The following is a 14,238-nucleotide window of genomic DNA, read 5'->3' on the forward strand; positions in this document are numbered from 1 at the left end:
GTGAGGTGAGTCTTAGGAACTGGGATGAAAGATCTAATTTAGAAACAAGACAAAGTAGCTTTGATTTTGGAAAAATGATATGACAGCATAGGCCCGTCCAGTATTTTTTCAGTAGAGGATAGATATCTATATCATTGGCTGACCTATAATAGAATGGAAATGATAGAGTAATTTGTTACTTTGTTCTCTGTTAAGAAAAGGAAAAGCGTGATTATAATAGAAAACGATTACTTTAGATGGAGGAACAGCAATGAAAAAAGCATTATTCATTTTGTTTGTGCTAGCGATTGGCTTTGCGCTTTCTGCGTGCAGCAAGTCAAGTGATGCGTCAGCTGAGCAAAAGACAGCAAAGAAAGAAGCAACAGCAACGGAAAAGAAAACAGAGGGGAAAAACGAAACCAAAACGGATGAAAAGGTGCATAAAGTAGGCGAAACTTTTAAAGCTTCCAGCACAAATTTCTCGGTCAATAAAGTATATACGACGGCAGAACAAGGTGAATATAAGGCGAAAATAGGAGATAAAGAAAAAACAATAAATCAAAAGGAAGAATTTTTAATAGCTGAGGTAACGATCGAAAATACAAGCGACAAGCCTTTCAATTATACGAGTGGCGGTTTTGAATTGAAAGACAGCAAGGATCAAACGATCAGAGCAAACATAGTATCTACTGCTGACCTGAAAACAAGCCTAAAATCAGGGAAGTTAGCCTCGGGTAAAAAGGTATCAGGCACAGTCAGTTTTGTGATTCCAAAAGGAGAAAAAAACCTTACTCTATCATATAATCCATCATTTTTAAATTTTGAAACAGAGGATATTACATATTTGGTAAAATTGAATTAAGGTATCTTTTGAGCATGTCACCGGTAGATCGGAGCATGCTTTTTTTATTTTAAAGACTTATGGTATAAAATGGTAGTGAGGTGATCGATTATGCAAACCAAATGGCTGATTCGGGCAATCGCCCAAGCGGGGCTGGCTTTTTCTAAGGATGTGTATGACAGGGAAAGGTACGAAGAGCTAATGAAGCTCAGCGCGGAAATGATGGCGGATTACTCGGAGAAGGAGATTGAAGTCATCACTGATTTATGGCAAGGCGAGAAGGGCTATCCGACACCGAAATCGGATGTTCGCGGCGCAGTATTCCGAGAGAATCAGATTTTGCTTGTCCGGGAGAAGCATGATGAGCTGTGGTCGCTGCCGGGTGGATTTTGCGAGATTGGTTTATCGCCAGCTGAAAACGTCGTCAAGGAAATCAAAGAAGAGTCGGGGTACGATACGGAGCCGTCTCGATTGCTGGCCGTGCTAGACAGCCATAAACACTCCCATCCCCCTCAGCCTTATCACTATTATAAAATCTTCATCGCATGCAGCATGACGGGCGGGCAGGGGGAAACAGGGATCGAGACGAATCATACCGCTTTTTTTCCGGAAGACAGCCTCCCGCCGCTTTCTCCCAAACGAAACACACCCTCACAGCTTAGCATGCTGTTTGACTTTTTGCGCCATCCGGACAAGAAAACGATATTTGACTAAAAAAGAAAGAGCCTATGGGCTCTTTCTTTTTTATAATGTAATGTGTTTTTCGTTGGCGAGTTTCAGAAGGGTCAAAATAGAATCGGCTTGTTTATGGCCGAGTTTTTGCTTTAATTTGTTTTCTTCAACTAATCGGCTGCCATAAATTTTGACAGAGGCTTTGTCGACGACAGTATGCCAGTTTTCCTGTTTTTTTCCCTCAACAAGCGGTTTTTCATGTCTCTCAGAAAAAGAGAACACAAACAGTACGAATGCAAGTGAAAGTAGGATGCCGACAACTTGTTTTTTGTAATCAGTCTGTGCTGCCACGTTGTTCTCTCCTTCACCTTTTACCTTCTATTTAATCATAGAATCAGCTTATTTTACATAATGGGAAAGTCATTTTTGGAGTTAGTGCATTTGGTTGGAAACAGAGACGTTTTTTGAGCGGAGCGGTGCAATTGAATCCATATTGGATTTGCGTGCTTATGCCTAAGGTCACGTTGTGAGCCAAAACAGCAGTGCAGAATAGAAAAAAATTGAAAGATTATGGTAAGATGAACGAAATTCGAGGGGGAATATATGATGCCTGCATCGAACATCGTGATCGCCTGCCTGCTGTTATCAATTTGATTATTTGTGGTAGTCCCTCTCTTTTTCGAAAGCGGGAGGTGAAGTGGAACATTAATTGCTGAATTCTTTCAAGGGGAGTGACCATACATGAATGTGTTAAACCGCCGGCAAGCCTTGCAGCGAGCGCTGCTCAATGGGAAAAACAAACAGGATGCGTATCATCCGTTTCCATGGTACGAATCGATGAGAAATGATGCGCCTGTTTCCTTTGATGAAGAAAATCAAGTGTGGAGCGTTTTTCTTTATGATGATGTCAAAAAAGTTGTTGGGGATAAAGAGCTGTTTTCCAGTTACATGCCGCAGCAGACAAGCTCTATTGGAAATTCCATCATTAACATGGACCCGCCGAAGCATACAAAAATCCGTTCAGTCGTGAATAAAGCCTTCACTCCGCGTGTGATGAAGCAATGGGAACCGAGAATTCAAGAAATCACAGATGAACTGATTCAAAAATTTCAGGGGCGTAGTGAGTTTGACCTTGTGCACGATTTTTCATACCCGCTTCCGGTTATTGTGATATCTGAGCTGCTGGGAGTGCCTTCAGCGCATATGGATCAGTTTAAAGCATGGTCTGATCTTCTGGTCAGTACACCGAAGGATAAAAGTGAAGAAGCTGAAAAAGCCTTTTTGGAAGAACGAGATAAGTGTGAGGAAGAACTGGCTGCGTTTTTTGCCGGCATCATAGAAGAAAAGCGAAACAAACCGGCACAGGATATTATTTCTATTTTAGTGGAAGCGGAAGAAACCGGCAAGAAGCTGTCCGGTGAAGAGCTGATTCCGTTTTGCACGCTGCTGCTGGTGGCCGGAAATGAAACCACTACAAACCTGATTTCAAATGCGATGTACAGCATATTAGAAACGCCAGGCGTTTACGAGGAACTGCGCAGCCATCCTGAACTGATGCCTCAGGCAGTGGAGGAAGCCCTGCGTTTCAGAGCACCGGCCCCGGTTTTGAGGCGCATTGCCAAGCGGGATACGGAGATCGGGGGGCACCTGATTAAAGAAGGTGATATGGTTTTGGCGTTTGTGGCATCGGCAAATCGTGATGAAGCAAAGTTTGACAGACCGCACATGTTTGATATCCGCCGCCATCCCAATCCGCATATTGCGTTTGGCCATGGCATCCATTTTTGCCTTGGGGCTCCGCTTGCCCGTCTTGAAGCAAATATCGCGTTAACGTCTTTGATTTCTGCTTTTCCTCATATGGAGTGCGTCAGTATCACTCCGATTGAAAACAGTGTGATATACGGATTAAAGAGCTTCCGTGTGAAAATGTAATAGATAAGGAGACTGGAGATTCATGAAAAAGTACCATATTTCAATGATCAATATCCCGGCGTACGGACATGTCAATCCTACGCTTGCTTTAGTAGAGAAGCTTTGTGAGAAAGGGCATCGTGTCACGTACGCGACGACTGAGGAGTTTGCGCCCGCTGTTCAGCAAGCCGGTGGAGAAGCATTGATCTATCATACATCCTTGAATATTGATCCTAAGCAAATCAGGGAGATGATGGAAAAGAATGACGCGCCCCTCAGCCTTTTAAAAGAATCACTCAGCATTCTGCCGCAGCTTGAGGAGTTATATAAGGATGATCGGCCTGATCTGATCATCTATGATTTTGTTGCACTGGCTGGAAAATTGTTTGCTGAAAAGCTTAATGTTCCGGTCATTAAGCTCTGTTCGTCATATGCCCAAAATGAATCCTTTCAGTTAGGAAATGAAGACATGCTGAAAAAAATAAGAGAAGCAGAGGCTGAATTTAAAGCCTACTTGGAGCAAGAGAAGTTGCCGGCTGTTTCATTTGAACAGTTAGCTGTGCCGGAAGCATTAAATATTGTCTTTATGCCGAAGTCTTTTCAGATTCAGCATGAGACGTTCGATGACCGTTTCTGTTTTGTCGGCCCCTCTCTCGGAGAACGGAAGGAAAAAGAAAGCCTGTTGATTGACAAGGATGATCGCCCGCTTATGCTGATTTCTTTGGGTACGGCGTTTAACGCATGGCCGGAATTTTACAAGATGTGCATCAAGGCATTTCGGGATTCTTCATGGCAAGTGATCATGTCGGTTGGGAAAACGATTGATCCAGAAAGCTTGGAGGATATTCCTGCTAACTTTACCATTCGCCAAAGTGTGCCGCAGCTTGAGGTGTTAGAGAAAGCTGATTTGTTCATCTCTCATGGCGGGATGAACAGTACGATGGAAGCGATGAACGCAGGTGTGCCGCTTGTCGTCATTCCGCAAATGTATGAGCAAGAGCTCACTGCAAATCGGGTTGATGAATTAGGCCTTGGCGTTTATTTGCCGAAAGAGGAAGTGACTGTTTCCAGCCTGCAGGAAGCGGTTCAGGCTGTATCCAGTGATCAAGAGCTGCTCAGCCGCGTCAAGAATATGCAAAAGGATGTAAAAGAAGCTGGCGGAGCGGAGCGTGCGGCAGCTGAGATTGAAGCGTTTATGAAAAAATCCGCTGTCCCGCAGTAAAAACATAAAAACCGAAATCAAATTGATTTCGGTTTTCTGTTTAAATATTTTTTTTCATCCCGCATCTCCGGCATTCTCTAAGAAATTTTCCGCCTTTTACAGAGCTTTTGAACAGTGTGTAATCACAGTTGTCGCAGCGCCCGCTGCGGGCGTCCGGATATTCATTGAATTCGTAAACGATCGATGTATCGTAGCCTTTTGTTTCATATTCTTCTTTTTTTGTTTCCATGTCGTCCCTCCGTTACAAGACGTGTCTGCTGTTTATCTTACAGCAAGCTTCCGGCGTATTCAATGGATTTTAGGGGTTTTGGTTTATCTTGATTTCTCCCTTGGTTTGCGCCAAAATAGCTTTATTAAGCTTATATACATAAAAAGCCTATGCAAAGAGGAGAGGAAACGGGTATGGGAAAAGGGTTACTTGGAAAACGCGTGGCAATCGGTGGCTCACGAAAAACGGAAGAAATCAGTACAATCATTGAAAAACAGGGCGGAATACCTGTCATCCGGCCTCTCCAAGGTACAGTTTACTTAGCAGAGAAGCAGGTGGAGCCGGATTTGCGGACGTTTGTGGAGGGGAAAAAAGCTGACTGGGTCATTTTCACGACAGGCATCGGGTTGGAGACTCTTGTCGATATGGCAGAGAAAATTGGACTGAAAGATGAGTTTCTGCAGGCCATTCGCCAAGCGAAAGCGGCATGCAGGGGATACAAAACGCTGTCTGCGCTGAAAAAGCTTGGGATCACACCGGAAGCTTCGGATGAAGACGGGACAACAAGAGGCTTAATCCATTCTTTGGAGCCTCACGACTTTTCAGGAAAAACAGTCATGGTGCAGCTTCATGGCGAAAAAGCGCCGGCTCTCATGGCATTTCTTGAAGAAAAAGGCGCGTCTGTCCTGCCGATTCTGCCTTATCAGCACATCCCGCCGGAGGAGGAAACGGTGGAGCGGTTATGCCGAGAGCTGATGAACGGTGAGATCGATGCCGTTTGTTTTACAACGGCCATTCAGGTTCGTTCCCTGTTTGATTTTGCTAAGGGGCGAGGTTATATCAATGAAGTGAAGAAGGTATTCGAAGAACGTGCCATCGCAGCTGCTGTCGGAAAAGTGACTGCTGAAGCACTGCGGGAAGAGGGCATTACGAGACTGCTTGCGCCAGAGATTGAGCGGATGGGTGCGATGATTGTTGAGCTGGCCAAGTATTATGAAGAAAAGGAATAACAAGTACAAAAAGCCGCTTTTCCCTTGGAAAGCGGCTTTTGTCTGTCATTCATTCTGCTTCAGCTGCTGATGAACGGTGAATAATGATGGGTATGTCAGCACGCTTAAGATTACACAAGTCAGCGCGGCTGAAGCCATCGTTGTAAACACGATTAAGAGTTGAAAGCGTACTGCCTGAATCGGGTCCGCGCCGGCTAGAATCTGGCCTGTCATCATGCCGGGAAGCTGAACAAGACCCAGTGTCTTCTGGCTTTCGAGCGTCGGGATCATACTCATTTTCATCGCTGACGTAAGAATGCGCTGTATGGATTGCTTCGGTGTGCCGCCAAGTGACAATATTAATTGAATTTCTTCTTTGCGAACGCCGACTTCTGAGTTGAGCCGGTTTAGAAACAAACTTGAGAGCACCATCGAATTTCCGATGACCATCCCGCTGATCGGAATGACATATCGTGCCGTAAGCGGAATGATATGAAGAGACAGCAGAATTCCCTGCGTCACAATTTCTACGATTGCTAACGCGGCAAACACCCTCCAAAACGAACCGATTGTATTTTTCTTTCGCTTGATGACATTTTGCGCCGCCACCGCGAGCATTAACATCACCATCAGCAGGATAAAAACAGGGTGGTCTCCGCGAAAAATCAGCGACAAAACATAACCGATGATAAGCAGCTGCACCGCGGCCCGGATGGTGGCGATGATCATGTCTTTTTCTACACCTGCTTTAAAGGATTTTGATAAAAACAAGGCGATCAAAACAAAGATCATCGTTAAAGAGAGAGAAAGGTAATCCATTACCGAGTGCCTCCCTTCAAAAATTCTTTCGCTGCTTCATGCTGCGGAGCAGAGAAAAATGTTTCGGTTTCAGCGATTTCAAGCAGCCGGCCATCTGCCATAAACCAAATGGTATCGGCTACTCGTTTTGCCTGCTCCATATTATGAGTGACCCACATGACTGTCCATTTTTTCTCTTGATGCTGACGTTTGATCAGTTCTTCAATCTCAAGAGCAGAAACCGGGTCCAAGGCCGACGTGATTTCGTCCAACAATAGAATGGAGGAAGGATTTGAGAGCGTTCTGGCCAGTGACAGTCTTTGCCGCTGCCCGCCCGATAAGTCTCTGGCGCTTCTGTCTAACAGCTCTGGCGGCAGCCCTGCAAGAGAAGCCAGCTTTTCAGGAGAGTACAGCTGGGATTGATGCAGCCTTTGTACAAGATTTAAATTGTCACGCACTGTCCCGTCGAGCACGGGAGCCGATTGAAATGCGAGGGCTGCCGTTCGCCTCAGCTCATTGACATTCCATTCTCTGATTTCCTTTCCATATATTTTGACTTCGCCGCTGTCAGGAGTTCTCATTAAATTACACATAGAAAGGAGGGTGCTTTTGCCTGAGCCGGAAGGACCTAAAACGGCTACGATTGCACCCTGTTGAATGTCTCCGGTGACATCCTGCAGCACATCATAGGTTTGTCCATCTTGTTTATAGCTTTTTCTGACTGATCTGAAGGAGATGGCTGGTATGTTTTGTGTTTGATCGTTTGCTTCCATTACAATAATCACCTTTCAATATAAGTAGGCTGACATTATATTTAACTATAACGTGAAACAGATCCCTTTTGGTAGCACAAATAAAGGAGAACAGGCTTTCACCCATTCTCCTGCAGATGCTACGCAGTCAGATTTGACTGTGCTTTCTTTTTCGGTTTTCTCGGCTGTGAAGCGAAGGTATGTAACACCATCCCGGCTATTATAATGAATAAACCGGCAAATGATAAAAGAGATGGGAAAACGCCTGACAGCAGAACAATTTCACCAAGCAGCGCGAAAATCACTTCACCGGATTGAGTGGCTTCAACAGCTGCGAGTTTTTGCGGATTGTCTCTTACCATATCAGTGGCCCAGAAAAATAAAACCGTCGCAATGATGCCTGAGCTGACGGCAACGATAAAGGATTGAACGGTTTGACTTGCTGATGGAAGGCCATCTGACCACCAGCCGTAAGCTGCTAATATAAGCCAGAATGGAAGGCTTGCCAATGTCATTCCAAGCACGCGCTGAAATGTATCAAGCCGGCCTCCGTATTCTTCAAGCATTCTCCTGTTTCCTAACGGATAGGCAAAAGCCGCAATGACAACCGGCAGCACACTGAAAAGCAGCATCCTCCCAGAAAGCGATTCTGCATGCTGAAGCTGAATCAGAGCCGCTCCAATCAGGATGATCATGGAAGTGCCAAGTGAAACCAGGGGAATCTTTTGGCGAACGAGCTGCGGACCGCCCGGCATATCTTGTTTGACATAAAACAAAGGAGATAAGAGCACCCCGGCTACAATTGTAATTTGCCAGGTTCCGGCTATGAGCCACCCCGGACCGTATGCAGCCGCAAATGTAATCGGCGCGTAAAAAAGCACGAAGCCGACGAAGCTCCATTTGATCCAATAAAACGGCTTTTTCCTCATCTCTAGTAAGAGAGGCGTGAATGTCCCTCTCATGATGACAATCAAACATAAAAATGGCACCATAAAAATAAAGCGCAGCGAAGAGCTCCAAAGCCAGCTGCCTCCTGATAACTCCATCGCTCTGTTTAATATAAAGGTAACGGCGAAAAAGAGTGAAGCCAATATTCCGATAACGATAGCTTTCATGATATCCCTCATTCTGGCATTATTTTTTTATACTATACTATTCGGTATCATGCAGATCAATGGAATCATGAGAAAAACATCATGTTTTGCGAACCGCTATGTGTGGAAGACAAAAAAGGGAGGTGTAATTGATGGAAAAAGAGACACAGACATACTTCTTTCCGGATGACGGCAGGATTCCGAATCACCCTGATTTTCCGCTCGTGGTGTATCAAAACGCGCTTAAGGACACCGGACTGGCAGAGCGGATCGTCATCCGGCATGGCTGGTCAAACAGCTGGTCAGGGAGTGTTTTTCCATACCATCATTATCACAGCAATACGCATGAAGTCCTGATTGCCCTTAGGGGAGAGGCTTTGATTCAGTTTGGGGGAGAAAAAGGGGCTGCCATCCCTTTAAAATCAGGCGACGTAGTCGTGATTCCAGCCGGAGTCGGACATAAAAAGCTAAGCTCAAGCCCCGATTTTACTGTCCTTGGCGCCTATCCCGGTGGCATTCAGTATGATATGAAGATGGGAAAGCCGAATGAGCGAGAGGAAGCGGTCAAACAGATTAAGCAGGCGGCGTTGCCGGCGAATGATCCGATCACAGGAAAAAGAGAGCCTCTATTGGAAATATGGGTAAAGTGAAGGGGAGAAATTGCTGGATTGTCAATAACTAGTGCCGCAGAAACGATATGACATGAGCTCCATATAAATTAATTTCATAATCGAAGCAATTCACGTTCAAATTTTGTTCAAAAAGTGTTATCATATAGAAGGTAATCGAATTGGAGTTTTTTGTGTTTGCTATTTTCAGAGAGAGTAAAGGATTTTGACTTATTCAATTGTTTATTTTTAGATAAAAATAATACTGAATATGGCAAGATGAAAAACTGGGTAGTAAACATTTATTTTTGTAAATGATTGTGCATGAATTCACAATCCTTATTCTTATGCCTTAAAAGCGTGAGACAGGGAGAGGCACTACCCTTTCCAAAAAAATCAGCAAACTGCTTATAGTAAAGGAGAATTGGATATGCCAGAAACAATCGATCAAACAAATGCGTCTGTCAGCCAAAGCCAGCAAGATCTTATTGATCAGCTATTAAAGCCAGAAGTTCAAGAATCATTGACTGTTTTAGTTGACCAGCTTCCGAAGCTGACTGAGTTAGTGAATATTTTAACGAAGTCTTATGATTTCGCTCAGTCTGTAGCGACTGACGAAGTGTTAAAGAGCGACACAGTCGGTGCGATCACTGAAATTCTTGAGCCTGTAAAAGAAACAGCGAAAGAAGTAGCTGCGACTGCGATCGAAGCAAAAGACCGCGCGGAAGCAAGCAACGAAACAATTGGACTTTTCGGCCTTCTTCGCATGCTGAAAGATCCTCAAGCTCAAAAGCTGTTCCGTTTTGCTAACAGCTACCTTGAAGTCATGAATGAACGCGAAAACCAAAAATAATCTCAGATTCAAATTGATATAAAGGACGGAGGATATACGATGTCAAAACATATTGTCATTCTAGGCGCTGGTTATGGCGGAGTTCTTTCTGCTCTAACAGTTCGCAAACATTACACAAAAGAACAAGCACGCGTGACAGTGGTAAACAAATACCCTACTCACCAAATCATTACGGAATTACACCGCCTTGCTGCAGGCAACGTGTCTGAAAAAGCGGTTGCAATGCCATTAGAAAAACTTTTCAAAGGCAAAGACATTGATCTTAAAATTGCGGAAGTAAGCTCTTTCTCTGTTGATAAAAAAGAAGTTGCGCTTGCTGACGGTTCTACATTAACTTACGATGCGCTTGTTGTAGGTCTTGGTTCTGTAACGGCTTACTTCGGCATCCCAGGTCTTGAAGAAAACAGCATGGTATTGAAATCTGCTGCTGATGCGAACAAAGTCTTCCAGCATGTTGAAGATCGTGTGCGCGAGTACTCTAAAACGAAAAACGAAGCAGATGCAACAATCCTTATCGGCGGCGGCGGCTTAACAGGTGTTGAGCTTGTTGGTGAGCTTGCTGACATCATGCCGAACCTTGCGAAAAAATACGGCGTAGACCATAAAGAAATCAAATTAAAACTTGTTGAAGCAGGTCCGAAGATCCTTCCTGTTCTTCCGGATGATCTTATCGAGCGTGCGACTGCAAGCCTTGAAAAACGCGGCGTTGAGTTCTTAACAGGTCTTCCTGTTACAAATGTAGAAGGAAACGTAATTGATCTGAAAGACGGATCTAAAGTTGTTGCCAACACATTTGTTTGGACTGGCGGCGTACAAGGTAACCCATTAGTCGGTGAATCAGGCCTAGAAGTGAACCGCGGACGCGCGACTGTAAATGACTTCCTGCAATCTACATCTCATGAAGATGTATTCGTTGCTGGAGACAGCGCAGTTTACTTCGGTGCAGACGGCCGTCCATACCCGCCAACTGCACAAATCGCATGGCAAATGGGTGAGCTGATCGGTTACAACCTATTCGCTTACCTGGAAGGCAAAACGCTTGAAACATTCAAGCCAGTAAACTCTGGTACACTTGCAAGTCTTGGACGCAAAGACGCGGTTGCCATCATTGGTGCAAATTCTACACCGCTTAAAGGTCTTCCTGCTTCCTTGATGAAAGAAGCAAGTAACGTACGCTACTTAACACACATTAAAGGACTTTTCAGCCTGGCTTACTAATCCTTTTTATGAATCTGACATTGCCAAAAGCGTTCCTTTCCGAGTGCTTTCTGGCAATGTCTTTTTTTGTTTATATGCCAACGTTAACATTTCATTTTCAAAAAAGAGATTGATCCCAGAGGAATATAAAGGTAAAATGAAAACAAATCAAAATGTTAACGTTAACATTTTGAAATAGAATGAAAGACGGTGAGGACATGGAACCCTTCATGGGCGAAAACTTTTTATTGAAAAATGAAACCGCTGTCAGCCTCTATCACAATTATGCGAAAGACATGCCAATTATTGATTACCACTGCCACTTAAGTCCGAAAGAAATCTATGAAAATAAGACATTTCAAAACATCACGGAAGCCTGGCTGTATGGTGACCATTATAAATGGCGCATCATGAGAGCCAATGGAATTGAGGAGACATACATTACCGGAGATGCGCCTGATGAGGAGAAATTTATGGCTTGGGCAAAAACCATGCCGATGGCGATTGGCAATCCGCTCTACAACTGGACTCACTTAGAATTGCAGCGTTTTTTTGGCATTTATGAGATTTTAAACGAGAAGTCCGGGCCGGCTATATGGAAACGGACAAATGAACTGCTCAAAGGGGAAGGCTTCGGGGCAAGGGATTTAATCGTGAAATCAAATGTAAAGGTTGTGTGCACCACAGATGACCCTGTCGATTCTCTTGAATACCATCTATTATTAAGAGAAGACAAAGACTTTCCTGTCAGCGTGCTGCCTGGATTTCGGCCGGATAAAGGACTTGAGATCAATCGTGAAGGCTTTCCTGACTGGGTGCAGGCGCTTGAAGATGCCGCCGCCATATCCATTACAACCTATGATGAGTTTTTAAAGGCGTTGGAAAAACGAGTGCGATTCTTCCACTCAGCCGGCGGCAGAGTTTCTGATCACGCGATAGATTCAATGGTATTTGCCGAAACAACAAAAGAAGAAGCTGGACGGATTTTTGCTGACAGATTACAAGGAACAGAGGTTTCTTATGAAGATGAGAAGAAATTTAAGACATATACGCTTCAGTTTCTTTGCGGTTTGTATGCGGAGCTCGATTGGGCGATGCAGTTTCATATCAACGCTTTAAGAAACACGAATACAAAAATGATGAAAAGGCTCGGACCTGATACAGGCTATGATTCAATGAACGATGAAGAAATTGCTAAGCCTTTATACAAGCTGCTGAACTCAGTTGAGATGAAGAACCAGCTGCCGAAAACGATTTTATATTCACTGAATCCAAATGATAACTATGTCATCGCCAGCATGATTAACAGTTTTCAGGACGGTATTACCCCGGGAAAAATACAATTCGGCACAGCCTGGTGGTTTAACGATACTAAAGACGGAATGCTCGACCAAATGAAAGCGTTATCAAATGTTGGCCTTTTCAGCCGTTTTATCGGCATGCTCACCGATTCCAGAAGCTTTCTTTCGTATACGCGTCACGAATATTTCAGGCGGATCGTCTGCAATTTGATTGGAGAATGGGTGGAAAACGGCGAAGTGCCGCGCGATATGGAGCTTCTGGGAAGCATCGTTCAGGGGATTTGCTATGACAATGCGAAACACTACTTTCAATTTCAAGAAGAGAAAGCAAACGTGTAACAAAGTGTCCGCTCAGTATCGCTGAGCGGATCACTATCCGAAAATTCTTAAGACACAGAGGTGGAACATGCGAACTGAACTGGCAAATAAGGTTGTGTCGGTCGAAACGGAAAAAAGGCTTTCATTGAAAGAGAAAATGTCCTATGGTTTTGGTGATTTTGGCAACGGTTTTATGTTTGATCTCGGCCAGATTTATTTATTGAAGTATTTCACTGATGTAGCGGGAATCCCCGCTGCGATGGCCGGCGGCATTTTTTTAGTCAGTAAGCTGTTTGCGGCAATAACAGATCCAATTGTCGGCTCATCAATCGATTATCGCAAAAACATCGGCAAACGGGGGAAATTCAGGCCTTATCTATTAATCGGCAGCATCGTGCTTGCGGTGCTTACTGTTCTTATTTTTCTGTCTCCCAATGTATCAACGACCGGAAAACTGATATATGCATATGCATCCTATATGATTTGGGGCATCGGCTATTCGTTTGTGAATATTCCGTACGGCTCATTAGGGGCAGCGATGACTCAAAATTCTGAGGACCGGACCTCCATTTCGACGTTCCGCCAAATCGGATCACTTGGCGCCTTGTTTATTACAAGTGTGGCCGTGATGCCGCTGCTCGTCAAGTTTGATAATCCGAAGGTCGGCTACCCGGTGGTCATGGGCTTGTTCGCCGCGTTCGGTGTGTTTTGGTTTTATATTTGCTACCGCAACTGCAAAGAGCGCATTGTCATATCGGAAGCACCCAAAGAAAAATTAACACTCTCATCTGTCGTCAAAACATTTATTACAAATAAACCGCTGTTAACCCTTGTCCTGATGACGATTTTTTCAATTTCCGCATACAACATTAAATCCGCCATGCTCGTCTATTTCGCACAATATAACTTGGGCAATGTTGAATTAATGGCTTATATGAACTTCATCATTATTGGTTCTTCCTTTTTGGGCGTCGTATTCCTACCAAAGCTCGTCAAGATGTTTGGAAAGAAACGAACGGCAATGATCGGCTTCGGCATCAGTGTGGCCGCGGATCTAATCAACTTTATGCTTCCATCTAACGTTTATGTGTTTACAATTCTCGCCAGTATCGCCTTTATCGGAATCAGTATCCCAAATGGCATCACGTGGGCTCTTGTCTCCGATATTATCGACTATGGCGAATGGAAATCCGGTGAACGGAAGGAAGCAACGACATATTCACTTTTCAATTTCTCAAGAAAGCTTGCTCAATCTTTGTCTGGCTTTCTCTCGGGGATCGGTTTGGGGATTATCGGCTATGTGCCGAATGCAGTCCAGACAGCACAGGCGCTGATTGGCATCAAAGCGCTGCTTCTTCTGTATCCGGCCATTGCTTTGGCATTAGCGATGATCATTATCGGCTTTCTTTATAAACTCACAGACCAGCAGCATGCTCAGATCGTTCAGGATCTTCATCAAAAGATCTGACAATATAATATAGAGAATATTTAAAAT

15 protein-coding genes are annotated in these 14,238 nt (G+C 44.3%); 10 read left to right on the forward strand and 5 right to left on the reverse strand.

Annotation, left to right across the window (positions count from 1 at the left end; translation table 11 throughout):
- The first annotated feature begins 250 nt into the window (after window positions 1-250).
- The gene (locus MHH79_RS06605; protein WP_047182464.1) at window positions 251-841 is read left to right on the forward strand and encodes a DUF4352 domain-containing protein; all 591 of its coding nucleotides are present in this window, start codon (window positions 251-253) and stop codon (window positions 839-841) included.
- A gap of 90 nt (window positions 842-931) precedes the next feature.
- The gene (locus MHH79_RS06610; protein WP_340035056.1) at window positions 932-1,534 is read left to right on the forward strand and encodes an NUDIX hydrolase; all 603 of its coding nucleotides are present in this window, start codon (window positions 932-934) and stop codon (window positions 1,532-1,534) included.
- 30 nt (window positions 1,535-1,564) lie between these two features.
- On the opposite strand, the gene MHH79_RS06615 is transcribed toward MHH79_RS06610, so the two are convergent.
- Entirely contained in the window at window positions 1,565-1,843 is a 279-nt protein-coding gene (locus MHH79_RS06615) for a hypothetical protein (RefSeq protein ID WP_003232791.1), read from the reverse strand.
- Window positions 1,844-2,233: 390 nt separating this feature from the next.
- On the opposite strand from MHH79_RS06615, the gene yjiB reads away from it, so the two are divergent.
- Both yjiB and MHH79_RS06625 read left to right on the forward strand, forming a co-directional pair.
- Window positions 2,234-3,424, forward strand: a complete 1,191-nt coding sequence (yjiB, locus tag MHH79_RS06620) for a monooxygenase YjiB (RefSeq protein WP_063335068.1) — start codon at window positions 2,234-2,236, stop codon at window positions 3,422-3,424.
- Between the two features lie 22 nt (window positions 3,425-3,446).
- Window positions 3,447-4,625 (forward strand): glycosyltransferase, encoded by a 1,179-nt coding sequence (locus tag MHH79_RS06625; RefSeq protein WP_181216994.1) that lies wholly within the window; start codon window positions 3,447-3,449, stop codon window positions 4,623-4,625.
- A gap of 40 nt (window positions 4,626-4,665) precedes the next feature.
- On the opposite strand, the gene MHH79_RS06630 is transcribed toward MHH79_RS06625, so the two are convergent.
- A complete protein-coding gene (locus MHH79_RS06630; RefSeq protein ID WP_003232781.1) occupies window positions 4,666-4,854 on the reverse strand; it encodes a hypothetical protein in 189 nt (62 codons plus the stop codon).
- A gap of 173 nt (window positions 4,855-5,027) precedes the next feature.
- Here MHH79_RS06630 and MHH79_RS06635 point away from each other — a divergent pair, with 173 nt between their 5' ends.
- The gene (locus MHH79_RS06635; RefSeq protein ID WP_063335070.1) at window positions 5,028-5,843 is read left to right on the forward strand and encodes a uroporphyrinogen-III synthase; all 816 of its coding nucleotides are present in this window, start codon (window positions 5,028-5,030) and stop codon (window positions 5,841-5,843) included.
- A 45-nt stretch (window positions 5,844-5,888) separates the two neighbouring features.
- Here MHH79_RS06635 and fetB read toward each other — a convergent pair whose 3' ends face one another.
- The 3 genes from fetB to MHH79_RS06650 all read right to left on the reverse strand — a co-directional run bounded on the left by fetB (window position 5,889) and on the right by MHH79_RS06650 (window position 8,487).
- The gene (gene fetB, locus MHH79_RS06640; RefSeq protein WP_041344741.1) at window positions 5,889-6,641 is read right to left on the reverse strand and encodes an iron export ABC transporter permease subunit FetB; all 753 of its coding nucleotides are present in this window, start codon (window positions 6,639-6,641) and stop codon (window positions 5,889-5,891) included.
- On the reverse strand, window positions 6,641-7,393 hold the full coding sequence (locus MHH79_RS06645) for an ATP-binding cassette domain-containing protein (protein WP_181218927.1): 753 nt from the start codon (window positions 7,391-7,393) through the stop codon (window positions 6,641-6,643). Before MHH79_RS06645 ends, fetB begins: the two co-directional genes overlap by 1 nt.
- A 119-nt stretch (window positions 7,394-7,512) precedes the next feature.
- The gene (locus MHH79_RS06650; RefSeq protein WP_340035057.1) at window positions 7,513-8,487 is read right to left on the reverse strand and encodes a multidrug resistance efflux transporter family protein; all 975 of its coding nucleotides are present in this window, start codon (window positions 8,485-8,487) and stop codon (window positions 7,513-7,515) included.
- A gap of 131 nt (window positions 8,488-8,618) precedes the next feature.
- Here MHH79_RS06650 and MHH79_RS06655 point away from each other — a divergent pair, with 131 nt between their 5' ends.
- From MHH79_RS06655 to MHH79_RS06675, 5 genes are all read left to right on the forward strand, one after another.
- Window positions 8,619-9,116 (forward strand): cupin domain-containing protein, encoded by a 498-nt coding sequence (locus tag MHH79_RS06655; RefSeq protein WP_340035058.1) that lies wholly within the window; start codon window positions 8,619-8,621, stop codon window positions 9,114-9,116.
- Between the two features lie 388 nt (window positions 9,117-9,504).
- Window positions 9,505-9,927: a DUF1641 domain-containing protein gene (locus MHH79_RS06660; RefSeq protein WP_003220510.1), complete on the forward strand. Its 423-nt coding sequence runs from the start codon at window positions 9,505-9,507 to the stop codon at window positions 9,925-9,927.
- Between the two features lie 39 nt (window positions 9,928-9,966).
- Complete coding sequence (locus MHH79_RS06665; RefSeq protein ID WP_015383407.1) at window positions 9,967-11,145, forward strand: NAD(P)/FAD-dependent oxidoreductase; 1,179 nt, start codon at window positions 9,967-9,969, stop codon at window positions 11,143-11,145.
- A 197-nt stretch (window positions 11,146-11,342) separates the two neighbouring features.
- Window positions 11,343-12,764 carry a glucuronate isomerase gene (gene uxaC, locus MHH79_RS06670; RefSeq protein ID WP_100506155.1) on the forward strand — a complete coding sequence of 474 codons (1,422 nt, stop codon included), beginning with the start codon at window positions 11,343-11,345 and terminating at the stop codon, window positions 12,762-12,764.
- A gap of 67 nt (window positions 12,765-12,831) precedes the next feature.
- Entirely contained in the window at window positions 12,832-14,211 is a 1,380-nt protein-coding gene (locus tag MHH79_RS06675; protein WP_063335073.1) for an MFS transporter, read from the forward strand.
- Window positions 14,212-14,238 lie beyond the last annotated feature (27 nt).

This window comes from Bacillus sp. FSL K6-0993, assembly GCF_037977205.1.
Taxonomy (GTDB): Bacteria; Bacillota; Bacilli; order Bacillales; family Bacillaceae; genus Bacillus; species Bacillus subtilis.